Consider the following 14,810-nt stretch of genomic DNA (forward strand, 5'->3'; position numbering starts at 1 on the left):
GACGCCGCTTAGCAACCATTTGCAAGGGACCATTCGCCATGCCCAATATCCTTCTCAAGCACCGCACTGCAGCGCTTCTCGGCGCCGCCCTGATTGCCGGCACCGCGGCGCTGCCTTTCACCATCAATGCCGCCTCCGCGGTTGCCGCGCCTGCCGAAGTCAGCGGTACATTTGCCCCCGGCGGCTCGTTCGCGCCGATCGTCGATGCCGACAAGCCGGCCGTCGTTACCGTAACGACGACGATGAAGGCTACCGACACCAGCGACCAGCAGTCCTCGCCGATGGATGAGCAGTTCCGCCAGTTCTTCGAGCAGCAGGGCATCCCCATGCCGCGCCAGGCCCCGCAACATGACAGCGGACAGCATGCAATGGCGCTCGGTTCCGGCTTCATCATCAGCCCTGATGGCGTGATCGTCACCAACAACCACGTCATCGACAATGCCATCGACATCAAGGTGACGCTGGATGACGGTACCGAACTGCCCGCCAAGCTCGTCGGCACCGATCCGAAGTCGGATATCGCCGTCCTGAAGATCCAGGCTCCGAAGCCGCTTGCAACCGTTGCCTGGGGTGATTCCGACAAGCTGAAGCTCGGCGACCAGATTCTCGCCATCGGCAACCCGTTCGGCATCGGCACCACGGTGACCGCCGGTATCGTCTCGGCCCGTGGCCGCGACCTGCATAGTGGCCCGTATGACGACTTCATCCAGATCGACGCGCCGATCAACCACGGCAATTCCGGCGGCCCGCTTGTCGATCGTGACGGCCATGTCGTCGGCATCAACACCGCGATCTACTCTCCGAACGGCGGCAGCGTCGGCGTTGGTTTCGCCATTCCGTCCGCCGAAGCCCGCACCATCGTCGCCAAGCTGCAGAAGAACGGCTCGATCGACCACGGCTATCTCGGCGTGCAGATCCAGGCCGTCACCAAGGATGTCGCCGATGCCGTTGGCCTGACCGATGCCCAGGGCGCTCTCGTCGCTGCCGTATCGGATGATACCCCGGCTGCTCATGCAGGTATCAAGACAGGCGATATCGTCACCGCAGTCGGCGGCGAAGCCGTCAAGACTCCGAAGGACCTGTCGCGCCTCGTTGCCGACATGTCGCCCGGCGCCAAGCAGACGCTCACCGTCTGGCGCGACGGCAAGAGCGCCGAACTCAACGTCACCATCGGTGGCAATGACGACGGACAGAAGCAGGCCGCTGCCGATGAGGGCGATGGCAAGGTGCAGACCGGCCCGAGCATCGGCGTCGGCCTCGCCGACCTGACGCCGGACACCCGTCAGGAACTGAACCTCCCGCGCGGCGTCACCGGTGCTGTCGTCGCCAGCGTAAACCCCGACAAGACGGCCGCTGCAGCCGGCATCCAGACAGGCGACGTGATCGTCTCGGTCAACGACAAGCCGGTGCATGGCGCAAGCGATGCCAAGACCGCCGTCGCCGAAGCTGCCAAGTCCGGCCGCAAGTCGGTCCTGCTGCTCGTCGAACGCGGTGGCAACAAAACCTTCGTGGCCGTGCCCTTCTCCGCCGCTTAGGGCCCCTCAACGGTCATGGAGGCGCCTCGCATCTCCGGATGCGGGGCGTTCTTGTCATATTCCACAACTTCCCTGCCGCGGCGCTTGACAGCATCCGCCGGTTTCAGCAATATGAAACCGGTTTCAATCGTGCTGGGGGAGAGCGATCGTGCGGTTCGACCTTTCGATCCTTTTGCCGCATATCGGCTTTCTCGCCAAAGGCGCCATGCTGACGGCAGAGGCCTGCGCCCTGGCGCTGCTCGGCAGCGTCATCATGGGCGCCTTCGTGGCGATTGCCCGCACCTCGTCCTCTAAGGCGTTGCGGCGCGTTGCCTTCGTCTATGTCGATATTTTCCGCAACGTGCCGTTCATCGTCCAGCTGTTCTTCTTCTACTACGGCCTGCCGGAACTCGGCATCTATATCGATGCCTTCACGACTGGTGTGGTGGCGCTGTCGATTGCCGGCGGCGCCTATGCTTCCGATGTTATCCGCGCCGGGATCCTGGCGATCGACCCCGGCATCATCGAAGCGGCTGAGGTCAGCGGCCTGTCGCGCCGGGTGACTTTTACCAAGATCGTTCTGCCGATCGCACTCAGGACGTCGATCCGGCCGCTCGGCTCGGTGCTGATCAACCTGATCCTCACATCGTCGATCCTCTCGACCATCACGCTGAACGAGCTGACAGGTTCGGCGCAGATCGTCGTGTCGCAGACCTACCGGCCGTTCGAGGTCTATGTCGTGCTGCTCGTTGCCTATGCTGTGCTCACCTATCTCGTGTCGCTTGGTGTCACGCTGCTTCACCGCCGCCTCAACCGTGACATGATGGAGGCCGTCGGCTGATGCGCTATACCGATTTCACCTCTTACGATTTCGTGCTGCTCGCCCAGGGCCTCGGCGTCAGCGTCGCATTGTTTTTCGGCACGTCGCTGATCGGTCTGCTGATCGGCATTCTCTGGGCCGTCGTGCGCTTCTACCGCGTGCCGGTGCTGCTGCAGATCGTTACCTTCGTCTCCGAGCTCCTGAAGAACTCGCCTGTTCTGGTGCAGCTCTTCCTGGTCTTCTTCGGCCTGCCGGCGCTCTTCCATATCCGCATCACGCCTGTTACGGCCGCGACGATCACGCTGTCGGCCAATACCGCCGCCTTCGTCTACGTCATCGCCGTTTCGGCAATCGAATCCATCGGCCGCGACCAGATCGAGGCAGCGCGCGTCTTCGGCCTGACCCGCTGGCAGGTGCTGCGCCATGTCGTGGCGCCACAGGCGATGGCCTTTGCGATCGGCCCGCTGATCGCGCTGCTCGTCAACCAGCTGCAGGTGACGTCGCTGATCTCGGTGATCGGCGTCGTCGATCTCACCAAGATCGGCAACATCCTGAACCTCAGGACGCTGAAGCCGTTTATCGTCTGGACCGCCGTCGGCCTGCTCTATTATGCGACCGCGAAGCTCGTCGCGCTTCTCGGCACCCGTTTCGAAAACCGCCTCAGGGCTCATAGCGCCTGGAGAGGGCTCTGACATGCTCAAAGTAGAAAACGTCAAGAAAGCGTTCGGCTCGACCACCGTCCTTGACGGCATCGACCTGACGATCAATCCCGGTGAGGTCGTCTCGATCCTGGGATCGTCAGGTTCCGGAAAATCGACGCTGATCCGCTGCATCAACGGCCTGGAAAAGCTGAATGGCGGCCGGATCCTTGTCGACGAATTCGACACCGGCAAGCCCAAGGAACTGGCCGAGGCGCGCAAGCGCTCCGCAACGGTCTTCCAGCTGTTCAATCTCTATCCGCACATGACGGTGCTCGGTAACATAACCCTGGCTCCGATCGAGGTTCTGAAGAAGCCGCGGGCCGAAGCCGAGGCGACCGCCCGCGCTCTGTTGGCCTCAGTCGGCCTCGCCGATCGCGCCGATGCCTATCCGGCCCAGCTTTCCGGCGGCCAGCGCCAGCGTGTCGGCATCTGCCGGGCGCTTGCGATGCAGCCGCGTTATCTACTGCTCGACGAAGTGACGAGCGCGCTCGATCCTGAAATGACGGCCGAGGTGCTGGCTATCCTCGCCAAGCTCGCCGAAGAGGGTACGACGATGCTCTTCGTCACCCACGAGATCGAATTCGCCCGGCAGATTTCCGACCGGATCGTCTTCCTCGACAAGGGCAAGCTGCTTGTCGACCTGCCGACCGAACAGTTTTTCGCCGCCGATGGCGGTATGGCGCAGCCCCGCGTTGCCCAGTTCCTTTCCAAAATGCGTAAAGATTAGAGGTTTTTCATGCTGCTCATCGCCAACAAAGAAGCCTGGCCGGGTTTTGCCCATACGGTCGATATGCTGCGCAGCGGCGCCAATAGCCTCGACGCCATGGTTGCCGGCATCAGCAAGGTCGAGAGCGAAGTTAAGGTTCGCAGCGTCGGTTTCGGCGGCTGGCCGAACATGATCGGCGACATGGAACTGGACGCCGCCGTGATGGACGGCACGACCCGTGACGTCGGCGCTGTCGGCGCCGTACCCAATACGCTGCCGGTCGCGAAACTTGCCCACGAAGTCATGAAGCGCCTGCCGCATGTGATGCTGACAGGCAATGGCGCGCGCCGCTTTGCTAGTGAAATCGGTTTCCCTGAGGACGACGTGCTGTTCGAAGACAGCAAGCGCGTCTGGTGGGACAGACTGGAAAAGGAACTGTCGGCCGAAGAGCTAGCGAAATTCCCGAACATTCCGCTGGCACCGCTCAGCAAGGCGATCACCGATCCGGAGCGCGTGCGCGACACGACCGTGTTCCTCTCGGCCGATCCCGCTCGCGGCATTCATGCTGCGACCTCGACTTCGGGCTGGGCCTGGAAATATCCGGGCCGTCTCGGCGACTCGCCGATCCCCGGCGCCGGCTTCTACGCCGACAGCCGCTATGGCGCGGCCGCCTGCACCCATACGGGAGAAATGACGATGCGCTGCTCGACTTCGCGCACCATCGTGCTCGCCATGAAGCTCGGCTATTCGCTCTCCGACGCGATCAAGCTTGCCGTCGAGGAGCTTAGCGAACTCAATACCGGTTTCCTTGCCGGCGTCGTCATTCATGCGGTTGACGCAAAAGGAAATCATGAGGTGGTGAATTTCAGATGCGAGGGCGAAATCAGCTACTGGCTCTGGGAGGATTCGATGTCCGAACCGGAATTGCGGACTGCGAAACAGGCATAATCAACGAAGAGGGAATGGAACAATGAAACGCTTACTCACCGCAATTGCTGCGATCGCTGTCGTCGCAGGCTCGGCTCTGCCGTCCTTTGCCGGCATGCTCGATGATATCCGTTCGCGCGGCACGATCCGCATCGGCGTGTCGCTCGGCGGCGAGCCGATCGGCTTCCGCGACGACCAGAACAACCCTGTCGGCTATGACGTCGATGTCGCCAAGCGCCTGGCTGAAAAGATCGGCGTTCCGGTCGAATTCACCGACGTTTCCGGTGACGCGCGCATTTCCATGCTGGTTTCCGGCCAGATCGACGTGGCGATCGCCAATACCTCTGCGACGCTCGAGCGCGCCAAGGTCGTCAATTTCTCGATCCCCTATAACCGCGCCGGTCTGCGCATCATCGTGCAGAAGGATGCGGGCATCAAGGATCTGAAGGATCTCGCCGGCAAGAAGATCGTCGTCGGCCGCGGCACGACGGGCGAAACCTTCCTGAAGACCGCCGTTCCGGATGCGGAACTCGTCTATGTCGACCAGTTCGCGCCTGACGGCGTGCTGCAGCTGCAGCAGAAGCGCGTCGATGCCGCTATCGAGGACTCCTCGCTGCTCGACTATCTCGCGACCAAGAACCCGACGCTGGTGACGCTTGCCGGTCTCTATTCCAACGACCCGATCGGCATGGCCGTCGCCAAGGGCGACCCGGAATTCGTCCGCTGGCTCGACATGTTCGTGTCCGATTACATCCAGTCGGGCGCCTATGAGGCAAACTACAAGAAGTGGTGGGGCGCTGAAGCCAACCCGCCGGCTCTGAATCCGCAGTGGTAAGACAATAAAGGCCGCCTCCGGGCGGCCTTTTTCTTTACGAGGTGGCGCGCAGCACGAAGCGCGTCGGCACCATGATCGGCGGCTGTCCCGGCTTGAACGCCTCCGGATTGGCGATGAAATCGACGATGTGCCGGACGTAATCCGACTTGTCGTAGCCGATCGACGAGATCGGATAGGCCTCGAAATCGGTCAGCGACAGGTTGTCGAAGCCATAAAGCCGGAAACGCGGCGGCCGGTTGCCCGGAAAATCCGAACGGCAGACATCGAGAATGCCCATCGCCATCGCATCCGATGTGCAGAAGATCGCATCGGGACAATCATCACCGGCGAGCACGGCCGCAGCGGCATGTCCGCTGGCGTAGGAATAGTCACCCTGAACCGTGCGCTTCAATTCGATCCGGTGCTGTTCGAAAGCCTTGCGATAAAGACCGATACGCGCATGCTCGACCGGCGAAGAGGCGCGGCCGGTGACCAGCCCCGCCGTGCGCACCCGCTTGCCGGCGGCATCCGCGACCGCCTCGAAAATACCGACGGCTTCGTCGGGCATCACAACGGGCGAGAGCTCGTCATGCAGCCCGTTCAGCATGACCACCAGATCGGAGCGGAACATCCGCCGCACGGTGGTCGCATCCGCGAAGTCCGAGAACACTAACCCGGCATCGACATGGTAGGCGACGCCGTTTCTGAGGAACTCTTCGACGCGCGCGACCGAACCGATGCGCACCAGGATGACCTGTTTGCCGATCGCCTGGATCTGATCGATTAGGCGGTCGAACAGGTCGAGGTCGGAGAGATCGTGAATGTGGTTGACGACGACGGCGACGAGATTGACCGTCTTGGTGGTCAGGCTCTGGGCCAGCAGATTCGGCTTGTAGCCGAGAGCATTGGCCGCATCGATGACGCGCTCGCGCTTGTCGGCGGATACCGGCCGCGGCTCGGTCGAAAGGGCCCGGCTTGCGACAGCGCGGGAAACGCCGGCCAGCCGCGCAACATCGGCAATCGTCGGAGCGGCATCACGGCCAGTCGGTGCTTTCATCGTCAGTTGCTTCCCCACCTTCTTCCGGCCTGATACCGCAAGCTTGCCATCCTGGCCATGCGAAATACCAGCCATTTTCAGCCCAAACTGCCAGATTGCGCCGCGCTTCGCAATCTGGCCCAAATGGGTCAGTTCCTTAGGTGGCGAAATGCCTGCCTGGAACGCCGGAAGCGCTAAAGCCAGGACGCAGCGGTTTTCGGCAGGCGTCCTTCGGGATCGACGGCGCTAAGCTTCGGCGCGCCGGGTGTATTCCAACGCCAGAGCGCCACGCAGCGGCCGCCCGGCGACATGAAGGACGGGTAGATCACGCCATCGAAGCCAGCGGCGATCAGCCGTTCCCGCAACTGGTGCGTCGCGGGAACGCGCCCGCCATCGAGTTCCAGCCGCCACTCGCAGCGGTGTATTGCAATCGTTTCCGCATGTGCTTCGAGAAACGCGGCACTCGTCGTGTCAGCAAGACGCGCACCCGTCAGTTCAAGCTTGGCGATGACGGCCGGATGCTGGACGAAGCCCTGATTATATTCGGCCCAAGCCGTCGAAAGTTCGCAGGCCGCATAGATGGTTGCCTCACCCACCGGGTTCCAGCGGCCGCCGAAGCGCGCTGCCCCTTCACCCGAGAGTGGCGCAAAGGCCCAGCGCGGCACGAAGGCCCGCCAGAGCTCAAGCGTGCCGGCCTCAGGGCCTTCAGGCATAGACGCCAGACCGGACAGCTTCCAGATAGGCAAGCACCTTGTCCGGCTTGCCTTCGCCAACGAGATCGAAGGCGGTCTTGCCTGCCCAGCCCGGGATCGGCTGGTGCTTGAACCAGATCACGGCGCGATTGTCGTCACCCGCCATCTCGCTTGCCATGGAGAGGATGCGCACGACATTGCTGAGCGCGCCATCAACCTTCCGGGCACTCGACTTCGCCGTCAGCGTATTGCGGGCGACACCGATCAGCCGGGCAAGTTCGGCAAGGGTCACGCCGAGCTGATCGGCAACGCGGCGCGCGGAAAGAAATGCAGACTGGCCGTCGCCGTAACGCGCGGCTGCAACATCGAAGCTCAGAGCTGCCATCATCGTCACCTTGGCGTAAATTGATCAACCGCTTATCAAAATAGGCTCAGTTTTCGACCAATTCAAGCGCAAAGCATATCATGCCCGCCAGGGCGGATTGCGCTTTTCGAAGAAGGCCGCAATGCCTTCATGTGCTTCAGCCGTTTCCCAGGCATCGGCAAGCTGACCGATCACGCTTTCGAGCAAAGCATCGGTGATCGGCGGTGCCAGCGACTTTGCCAGCACCTTGGCGCGTGCCGCCGCTTCGGGCGAGGCTTGCAGGAAATGGCTGACCTCGACCTCGATAGCGCGGTCCAGCTCCTCGACAGCAACGATGCGATCGACGAGACCGATAGCCCGCGCCTCCCCGGCGTCGATCGGTTTACCGGAGAGAAACAGCGGGCGCGCAGCAGCCGCGCCGATGCGCGCAACGACGAACGGACTGATGGTCGCCGGAATGATGCCGAGCCGCACTTCGGGCAGGCCGAAACGCGCAGTATCGGCAGCGACGGAAAGATCGCAGACAGCCAGCAGCCCCACCCCGCCGCCGAAGCTGTTGCCATGAACCCGGGCGATCACCGGCTTCGGCAGATCGCTCAGTGTGCGATACATCGTTGCCAGGCGGCGGGCTTCCTCCATACGCTGAGCCCGTGAAGCGGCAAACTGTTGCTGCATCCAGCCGAGATCGCCACCGGCGCAAAAGCTCTTGCCCTCCGCAGCAAGCACGACGACCCGCACCGCCGGATCGGCTCCGATCTCTCTCGAAGCAGCAACCAACTCGTCCATCATCGCGGACGAAAGCGCATTGTGCTTTTCGCCCCGCGCCAGCGTGAGGCGCGCTATGCCATTCTCGATGGCGACTTTCAGCGTTTCAGGCATCGTCATTCACTCCTCAGGCTTCTGGCAAGGCTCGCGGCCTCCGCAAGCCGGTCCAGAAGCAGTCCCGTCTCTATTCCCTTCGCTTGGAGATGGCGGGCGACATCAAGCGTATCGACATTTCCCTTGGCGCCCGGCGCATAGGGGCAGCCGCCGAGACCGCCGGCCGATGCGTCGAACACCGCGATCCCCCGCTCCCGCGCCACATCGATATTATCCAGCGCGCGGCCCGCCGTATCGTGGAAATGTCCAGCCAGCCGATCCGCCGGGACCTCCTCCAGCACCTCCGCCAGCATGCGGTCGACCGCCTCAGGCCGTCCCCGGCCGATCGTGTCGCCGAGGCTGATCTCGAAGCAGCCGAGGTCGCGGAGCCGGCGCGCCACATCGGCCGCCGCCGCAGGCTCGACCATGCCCTCGTACGGGCATTCGACGACGCAGCTGACATAGCCGCGCATGGGAATGCCGTGCTCCCGGCTCGCTTCCGCGACGGGCCTGAAACGCTCGATGCTTTCGGCGATCGAACAGTTGATATTCCGCTGCGAAAAGCTCTCGGAGGCCGATGCGAAGATCGCGATCTCATCGGCTTTTGCTACCAGCGCCGCTTCGAAGCCCTTCATATTCGGTGTCAGCGCCGCGTAGCGGATGCCGCGGCGGCGGGTGATGCGTGCCATCACATCGGAAGCATCGGCAAGCTGCGGCACCCATTTCGGACTGACGAAACTCGTCACCTCAATGCGCTCGAAACCGCAGCCGGAGAGGAGATCGACGAGCGCGACCTTATCGCTGGTCTCGACGAAGCGCGTCTCATTCTGCAGACCGTCGCGCGGCGACATTTCGACGATCGAGACGCGGCGCGGCCTCATTCCCCGAGCGCCTTCAGGCTGACCAGTACCGCACCCTCAGAAACCTGATGCCCCTCGCTGACCGCCACGCTTTCCACCACGCCATCGCGGGCGGCGGTCAGCGTCAGCTCCATCTTCATCGCCTCCATGACGATCAGCGGCTGCCCTTTGGCAACGGACTCGCCTTCGGCCGTCCGGACCAATTTGATAAACCCGGGCATCGGCGCCACCAGCCGGTCGCCGCCAGCGATTTCGGAGGCTGCAGCCTCGAGCGGATCGGGCAATTCGAAAACGTGCGTCAGGCCATCGAGCCGGAGCGAAAGCTGCCGTCCATAGTGCCGGGCTTCGACGAGAATCTGGCGTCCATCGGCTTCGGCATGAATGCGCCCATTGTCACGGCTGACGATCCTGACCGGGACGACACGCTGGCCGTTATGGGCCGCGAACATGTCGAAGCCGCGGGCGATAACCCGAAGGCTCAGCGTTTCGCCCGCATGTTGCAGGGTGACGATGCGCTGCATCTCGCTCCACAGCTGCCAGTGGCCAAGCGTCTCCCAGGGATCGCTGCCGCCGCGCGGCATGTCGAGCGACAGGACCGCCGCAAGCGCGATGGCCGATCCGCTTGGCGCCGGAACCTCCGTCAGGCTGTCGAGGTTCCTTTCGATCAGGCCGGTATCGGGATGACCGCTGACAAAATCCTCCTGGCGCGTCAGATTGGCGAGAAACGCCAGATTGCTGACGGTTCCCTCGATCCGCGATGCCTCGAGCGCGTTCCGCAGACCCGACAGCGCCGCCTGGCGATTGTCTCCATGGACGATCAGCTTTGCGATAAGCGGATCGTAATGCGCCGAAATCCGGTCTCCGGCCCTGATGCCTGCATCGATCCTCGCTCCGCTTTCGGGAAATTGAAGGCGCTCGATCTTGCCGGTCGCGGGGAGGAAGCCTTTCGCCGCATCCTCCGCATAGATGCGCGCCTCGAAGGCCCAGCCGTTGATGCCAAGCTCGGCCTGCTTCTTCGGCAGCGGCTCGCCCGCCGCCACTCTCAGCTGCCACTCGACGAGATCGACGCCCGAGATCGCCTCGGTCACGGGATGCTCCACCTGCAGACGAGTGTTCATTTCCATGAAGAAGAAGCGATCCGGCCAGAGACCGTCGGAAACGTCGGCAATGAACTCCACCGTTCCGGCGCCGCGGTAATCGATCGCCTTGGCGGCACGGACCGCGGCCTCGCCCATGGCCCGGCGCATCTCCGCCGTCATCCCGGGGGCCGGCGCTTCCTCGATGACCTTCTGGTGGCGGCGCTGCAGGGAGCAGTCGCGCTCGAAGAGATGCACCACATTGCCGTGGCGGTCGCCGAAGACCTGCATTTCGATATGGCGCGGCCGCAGGAGATACTTCTCGATCAACACGGCGTCGTCGCCGAATGCAGCCGCCGCCTCGCGCCGCGCCGCTTCCAGCGAGGCGGAAAAATCCTGCGCCTGATCGACACGACGCATGCCCTTGCCGCCACCGCCCGCCCGCGCCTTGATCAGCACCGGAAAGCCGATTTCGGCCGCCCTTGCCGCCAGGAAATCAGGATCCTGATTGTCACCGTGATAGCCGGGCACGACAGGAACGCCGGACTGTTCCATCAGCCGTTTGGCTGCGTCCTTGAGGCCCATGGCACGGATGGCGGAAGGCTGCGGGCCGATGAATACCATGCCGGCCGCTTCGACAGCCTCGGCGAATTCCGCATTCTCTGAGAGAAACCCATAGCCCGGATGGATCGCCTGAGCCCCGGAGCGGGCCGCCGCCGAAATGACGCGCTCGATCGACAGATAGCTCTCATGCGCCGCCGCGCCGCCGATGCGATAGGCCTCGTCAGCCATTTCCGCGTGAAGCGCGCCGGTATCGGCGTCGGAATAGACCGCAACCGTGCGAACGCCCAAGCGCCTTGCCGTGCGGATGATACGGCAGGCGATCTCACCCCGGTTTGCGATCAGTATCTTGTCGAACATGGCAGCCTCACATCCTGAACAGGCCGAAGCGCGTGTCTTCGATCGGGGCATTCAGCGCCGCCGACAGCGACAGGCCGAGCACATCGCGGCTCTTCATCGGGTCGATGACCCCATCGTCCCAGAGCCGTGCAGAGGCATAGAGCGGATGGCTCTGGCTCTCGAAGCGATCGAGCACCGGCTGCTTGAAGGCAGCCTCCTCTTCTGCCGTCCACCGCTTGCCGGCGCGCGTCAGCGCCTCGCCGCGCACGGTCGCCAGTACGCCAGCCGCCTGCTCGCCGCCCATGACGGAGATGCGGCTGTTCGGCCACGTCCAGAGGAAGCGCGGCGAGAAGGCGCGGCCGGCCATGCCGTAATTTCCGGCGCCGAAGGAGCCACCGATCAGCATGGTGATTTTCGGCACATTTGTGGTCGCCACCGCCGTCACCAGCTTGGCACCGTGCTTGGCGATGCCTTCCGTCTCGTATTTCCGACCAACCATGAAACCGGTGATATTCTGCAGGAAGACCAGCGGGATCTTCCGCTGTGAGCAGAGCTCGACGAAATGCGCGCCTTTCAGCGCCGATTCCGAAAACAGCACGCCATTATTGGCGATGATACCGACCGGCATGCCGTGGATATGCGCGAAGCCGCAGACAAGTGTGGCGCCATAGCGCGCCTTGAACTCGTCGAAGCGCGAGCCATCGACGATGCGGGCGATAACCTCCCTGACATCATAGGGCGTGCGCAGATCGGAAGGCACGATCCCGGCGATCTCCGAGGGGTCGTAGAGCGGCGGCTCCGGCGCCTGAAGCTCGATCTCCGTCCGCTTGGAACGATTGAGCGCCGCAACGCTGCGGCGGGCCAGCGCCAGCGCATGGATGTCGTCGCGCGCCAGATGATCGGCAACGCCCGAGAGCCGGGTGTGGACATCGCCGCCACCGAGATCCTCGGCGGTGACGATCTCGCCGGTCGCGGCCTTCACCAGCGGCGGGCCGGCAAGAAAGATCGTCCCCTGCCCTTCGACGATAATAGTCTCGTCGGACATGGCCGGCACGTAGGCGCCACCGGCCGTACACGAGCCCATGACAACAGCAATCTGCGGAATTCCCACCGCCGACATGTTTGCCTGATTGAAGAAGATGCGGCCGAAATGATCCCGATCCGGGAAAACCTCGTCCTGGTTCGGCAGGTTGGCGCCGCCAGAATCGACGAGATAGATGCAGGGTAGATTGTTCTCCGCGGCGATCTCCTGCGCCCGCAGGTGCTTCTTCACCGTCATCGGATAATAGGTGCCGCCTTTGACCGTCGCATCGTTGCAAACGATCATGCATTCACGGCCCATCACCCGGCCGATCCCGGTGACCAATCCTGCCGACGGCGCATCGCCATCATACATCCCATGCGCCGCCGTGGCCGCCACCTCAAGAAACGGCGTCGCGGGATCGATCAGCCCCATGACGCGATCACGGGGCAACATCTTGCCGCGCCCGACATGCCGCTCCCGCGCCACCTGTCCACCGCCATTGGCGGCAACACGAACGGCTTCGTCGACGAGCTTGCTGGCTTCTTGCATCGCCGTGCGATTCACCTTGAAGGCTTCGGAATTGGTGGAGATTTCGGATTTGAGTACGGTCATTGACCGCCTCCCGGTGATACCATATTATGATACCATAATCGCAGATCGGGACTGGGGAGACCTGACTTGCACAAGGCCCATCGCAATACGCTCAACGCAATATTTTCGGAACCGGTCAGCGGATCGATCAAATGGCGCGACATTGAGGCTCTGCTTGTTGCGTTGGGTGCGGATGTTTCGGAAGGCAGCGGGTCGCGTGTGCGTTTCACGCTCAGCGGCTCATCGCTCTTGATCCACCGCCCGCATCCGTCGCCGGATACGAAGAAATACGTGGTACGTACGGTCAGGGAGTTCCTGACAAATTCGGGAATACAGCCATGAAAGCCTACAAGGGATATACCGGGTCGGTCGAGTTCGACGAAGACGACATGGTCTTTCACGGTCGCGTTGTCGGCATCAAGGACATCGTGACCTTCGAGGCCGAGACGGCGCAAGATCTGGTCAAGGCGTTCCACGACAGCGTCGAGGACTATCTGGCCTTTTGCGCCGAGACGAAGCAAGAACCCGAAAAACCCTTCTCCGGAAACCTTTCGCTGCGGATGTCGCCCGGCCTTCACAAACAGGTCGTTCGCGCCGCCGGCAACAAAGCTCAATCGGTCAATCAGTGGATCACCGACACATTGAGCGAAGCGGCAACGCGCGATGCGCAATCTACGTCGAGCACCGTTAGAACCTAGCGCGAAACCCATCATGCCGTCTCCGCAAACAGTTCGCGGCCGATCAGCATCCGGCGGATTTCGGAGGTTCCGGCGCCGATCTCGTAGAGCTTGGCATCCCTGAGCAGGCGGCCGGCAGCATAGTCGTTGGTATAACCGTTGCCGCCGAGCGCCTGGATGGCCTCGAGCGCCATGGTGGTTGCCTTTTCGGCGGCGTAGAGAATACAGCCGGCGGCGTCCTTGCGGGTGGTCTCACTGCGATCGCAGGCGGATGCGACGGCGTAGACGTAGGCACGGGCCGTATTCATCGTCACATACATGTCGGCGAGCTTGCCCTGCATCAGCTGGAACTCACCGATCGCCTGGCCGAACTGTTTGCGCTCGTGCAGGTAGGGCACGACGATATCCATGCAGGCGGCCATGATGCCGAGGGGGCCGGCGGAGAGCACGACGCGCTCGTAATCCAGCCCGGACATCAGCACCTTCACGCCGCCGCCGACCGTGCCGAGCACATTTTCCTCGGGCACTTCGCAATCGGCAAAGATTAGCTCCGACGTGTTGGAGCCGCGCATGCCGAGCTTGTCGAGCTTCCGGCCGGTGGAAAAGCCTTTGAAACCCTTCTCGATCAGGAAGGCGGTGATGCCGCGCGGGCCGGCTTCGGGATCGGTCTTGGCATAGACGACGAGGACATCGGCATCGGGACCGTTGGTGATCCACATCTTGCTGCCGTTCAAGACGTAGCGGTCGCCGCGCTTTTCGGCTCTGAGCTTCATAGAGACCACGTCGGAACCGGCTCCAGGCTCGGACATGGCAAGTGCGCCGACATGCTCGCCAGAAATCAGCTTTGGCAGATAGCGGCTTTTCTGTCCGGCATTGCCGTTGCGATTGATCTGGTTGACGCAGAGATTGGAATGGGCGCCGTAGCTCAGCGCCACCGAGGCCGAGGCGCGGCTGATCTCCTCCATCGCCACGCAATGGGCGAGATAGCCGAGGCCGGCCCCGCCATACTCTTCAGCGGCAGTGATGCCGAGAAGGCCCATATCGCCGAGCTCGCGCCAGAGCGGCATCGGAAAGGCATTGTTGCGGTCGGTCTCGTCGGCCAGCGGCGCGATCCGTTCGCTGGCGAAGCGCCTGACGGCGTCGCGCAGCGCTTCGATTTCCTCGCCAAGCGCAAAACTCAAGCCACCTGAATACATCCGGCCTCTCTCCCTTAGACCCAGTCCACAATTCCGGACGCAAAACCGCTTCGC

Annotated in this window: 16 protein-coding genes; 8 read left to right on the forward strand and 8 right to left on the reverse strand. The window is 62.9% G+C overall.

Features of this window, described 5'->3' with window-relative positions; genetic code table 11:
- Window positions 1–38 precede the first annotated feature (38 nt).
- The 6 genes from AB4Z25_RS23185 to AB4Z25_RS23210 all read left to right on the forward strand — a co-directional run bounded on the left by AB4Z25_RS23185 (window position 39) and on the right by AB4Z25_RS23210 (window position 5,503).
- A complete protein-coding gene (locus tag AB4Z25_RS23185) occupies window positions 39–1,535 on the forward strand; it encodes a DegQ family serine endoprotease (protein WP_442209294.1) in 1,497 nt (498 codons plus the stop codon).
- Between the two features lie 148 nt (window positions 1,536–1,683).
- Window positions 1,684–2,355 carry an amino acid ABC transporter permease gene (locus AB4Z25_RS23190; protein ID WP_442209296.1) on the forward strand — a complete coding sequence of 224 codons (672 nt, stop codon included), beginning with the start codon at window positions 1,684–1,686 and terminating at the stop codon, window positions 2,353–2,355.
- Window positions 2,355–3,026: an amino acid ABC transporter permease gene (locus AB4Z25_RS23195; protein ID WP_112388840.1), complete on the forward strand. Its 672-nt coding sequence runs from the start codon at window positions 2,355–2,357 to the stop codon at window positions 3,024–3,026. Before AB4Z25_RS23190 ends, AB4Z25_RS23195 begins: the two co-directional genes overlap by 1 nt.
- A 1-nt stretch (window position 3,027) precedes the next feature.
- Window positions 3,028–3,762, forward strand: coding sequence for an amino acid ABC transporter ATP-binding protein (locus tag AB4Z25_RS23200; protein WP_112388839.1), 735 nt, complete (start codon window positions 3,028–3,030; stop codon window positions 3,760–3,762).
- Window positions 3,763–3,771: 9 nt separating this feature from the next.
- The gene (locus AB4Z25_RS23205; RefSeq protein WP_442209298.1) at window positions 3,772–4,689 is read left to right on the forward strand and encodes a N(4)-(beta-N-acetylglucosaminyl)-L-asparaginase; all 918 of its coding nucleotides are present in this window, start codon (window positions 3,772–3,774) and stop codon (window positions 4,687–4,689) included.
- Between the two features lie 22 nt (window positions 4,690–4,711).
- Window positions 4,712–5,503 (forward strand): transporter substrate-binding domain-containing protein, encoded by a 792-nt coding sequence (locus tag AB4Z25_RS23210; protein ID WP_442209299.1) that lies wholly within the window; start codon window positions 4,712–4,714, stop codon window positions 5,501–5,503.
- A gap of 34 nt (window positions 5,504–5,537) precedes the next feature.
- Here the strand turns inward: AB4Z25_RS23210 and AB4Z25_RS23215 are convergent, their stop codons facing one another.
- From AB4Z25_RS23215 to AB4Z25_RS23245, 7 genes are all read right to left on the reverse strand, one after another.
- A complete protein-coding gene (locus tag AB4Z25_RS23215) occupies window positions 5,538–6,539 on the reverse strand; it encodes a LacI family DNA-binding transcriptional regulator (RefSeq protein ID WP_442209349.1) in 1,002 nt (333 codons plus the stop codon).
- A gap of 173 nt (window positions 6,540–6,712) precedes the next feature.
- The gene (locus tag AB4Z25_RS23220) at window positions 6,713–7,231 is read right to left on the reverse strand and encodes an RES family NAD+ phosphorylase (RefSeq protein WP_442209351.1); all 519 of its coding nucleotides are present in this window, start codon (window positions 7,229–7,231) and stop codon (window positions 6,713–6,715) included.
- Window positions 7,224–7,595 (reverse strand): antitoxin Xre/MbcA/ParS toxin-binding domain-containing protein, encoded by a 372-nt coding sequence (locus tag AB4Z25_RS23225; RefSeq protein WP_112389052.1) that lies wholly within the window; start codon window positions 7,593–7,595, stop codon window positions 7,224–7,226. Before AB4Z25_RS23225 ends, AB4Z25_RS23220 begins: the two co-directional genes overlap by 8 nt.
- Window positions 7,596–7,673: 78 nt before the next feature.
- Complete coding sequence (locus tag AB4Z25_RS23230) at window positions 7,674–8,453, reverse strand: crotonase/enoyl-CoA hydratase family protein (protein WP_442209352.1); 780 nt, start codon at window positions 8,451–8,453, stop codon at window positions 7,674–7,676.
- 2 nt (window positions 8,454–8,455) lie between these two features.
- Window positions 8,456–9,313 carry a hydroxymethylglutaryl-CoA lyase gene (locus tag AB4Z25_RS23235; RefSeq protein ID WP_442209301.1) on the reverse strand — a complete coding sequence of 286 codons (858 nt, stop codon included), beginning with the start codon at window positions 9,311–9,313 and terminating at the stop codon, window positions 8,456–8,458.
- Entirely contained in the window at window positions 9,310–11,289 is a 1,980-nt protein-coding gene (locus tag AB4Z25_RS23240) for an acetyl/propionyl/methylcrotonyl-CoA carboxylase subunit alpha (RefSeq protein WP_442209303.1), read from the reverse strand. Before AB4Z25_RS23240 ends, AB4Z25_RS23235 begins: the two co-directional genes overlap by 4 nt.
- A gap of 7 nt (window positions 11,290–11,296) precedes the next feature.
- On the reverse strand, window positions 11,297–12,904 hold the full coding sequence (locus tag AB4Z25_RS23245) for a carboxyl transferase domain-containing protein (protein WP_442209305.1): 1,608 nt from the start codon (window positions 12,902–12,904) through the stop codon (window positions 11,297–11,299).
- A gap of 66 nt (window positions 12,905–12,970) precedes the next feature.
- Between AB4Z25_RS23245 and AB4Z25_RS23250 the strand changes: the two genes are divergently transcribed.
- Window positions 12,971–13,225: a type II toxin-antitoxin system HicA family toxin gene (locus AB4Z25_RS23250; protein WP_442209306.1), complete on the forward strand. Its 255-nt coding sequence runs from the start codon at window positions 12,971–12,973 to the stop codon at window positions 13,223–13,225.
- Window positions 13,222–13,581 carry a type II toxin-antitoxin system HicB family antitoxin gene (locus AB4Z25_RS23255; protein WP_442209308.1) on the forward strand — a complete coding sequence of 120 codons (360 nt, stop codon included), beginning with the start codon at window positions 13,222–13,224 and terminating at the stop codon, window positions 13,579–13,581. Before AB4Z25_RS23250 ends, AB4Z25_RS23255 begins: the two co-directional genes overlap by 4 nt.
- A gap of 11 nt (window positions 13,582–13,592) precedes the next feature.
- Here AB4Z25_RS23255 and AB4Z25_RS23260 read toward each other — a convergent pair whose 3' ends face one another.
- Window positions 13,593–14,756 carry an isovaleryl-CoA dehydrogenase gene (locus tag AB4Z25_RS23260; protein ID WP_442209310.1) on the reverse strand — a complete coding sequence of 388 codons (1,164 nt, stop codon included), beginning with the start codon at window positions 14,754–14,756 and terminating at the stop codon, window positions 13,593–13,595.
- Window positions 14,757–14,810 lie beyond the last annotated feature (54 nt).

The organism is Rhizobium sp. RAF36 (assembly GCF_052114105.1).
Lineage (GTDB): Bacteria > Pseudomonadota > Alphaproteobacteria > Rhizobiales > Rhizobiaceae > Rhizobium.

Coding starts and splice junctions, on each gene's coding strand:
- AB4Z25_RS23220 (WP_442209351.1), bottom strand. CDS start 7,231: ATGCCTGAAGGCCCTGAGGCCGGCACGCTTGAGCTCTGGCGGGCCTTC.
- AB4Z25_RS23235 (WP_442209301.1), bottom strand. CDS start 9,313: ATGAGGCCGCGCCGCGTCTCGATCGTCGAAATGTCGCCGCGCGACGGT.
- AB4Z25_RS23225 (WP_112389052.1), bottom strand. CDS start 7,595: ATGGCAGCTCTGAGCTTCGATGTTGCAGCCGCGCGTTACGGCGACGGC.
- AB4Z25_RS23215 (WP_442209349.1), bottom strand. CDS start 6,539: ATGAAAGCACCGACTGGCCGTGATGCCGCTCCGACGATTGCCGATGTT.
- AB4Z25_RS23230 (WP_442209352.1), bottom strand. CDS start 8,453: ATGCCTGAAACGCTGAAAGTCGCCATCGAGAATGGCATAGCGCGCCTC.
- AB4Z25_RS23200 (WP_112388839.1), top strand. CDS start 3,028: ATGCTCAAAGTAGAAAACGTCAAGAAAGCGTTCGGCTCGACCACCGTC.
- AB4Z25_RS23240 (WP_442209303.1), bottom strand. CDS start 11,289: ATGTTCGACAAGATACTGATCGCAAACCGGGGTGAGATCGCCTGCCGT.
- AB4Z25_RS23205 (WP_442209298.1), top strand. CDS start 3,772: ATGCTGCTCATCGCCAACAAAGAAGCCTGGCCGGGTTTTGCCCATACG.
- AB4Z25_RS23245 (WP_442209305.1), bottom strand. CDS start 12,904: ATGACCGTACTCAAATCCGAAATCTCCACCAATTCCGAAGCCTTCAAG.
- AB4Z25_RS23185 (WP_442209294.1), top strand. CDS start 39: ATGCCCAATATCCTTCTCAAGCACCGCACTGCAGCGCTTCTCGGCGCC.
- AB4Z25_RS23195 (WP_112388840.1), top strand. CDS start 2,355: ATGCGCTATACCGATTTCACCTCTTACGATTTCGTGCTGCTCGCCCAG.
- AB4Z25_RS23255 (WP_442209308.1), top strand. CDS start 13,222: ATGAAAGCCTACAAGGGATATACCGGGTCGGTCGAGTTCGACGAAGAC.
- AB4Z25_RS23260 (WP_442209310.1), bottom strand. CDS start 14,756: ATGTATTCAGGTGGCTTGAGTTTTGCGCTTGGCGAGGAAATCGAAGCG.
- AB4Z25_RS23210 (WP_442209299.1), top strand. CDS start 4,712: ATGAAACGCTTACTCACCGCAATTGCTGCGATCGCTGTCGTCGCAGGC.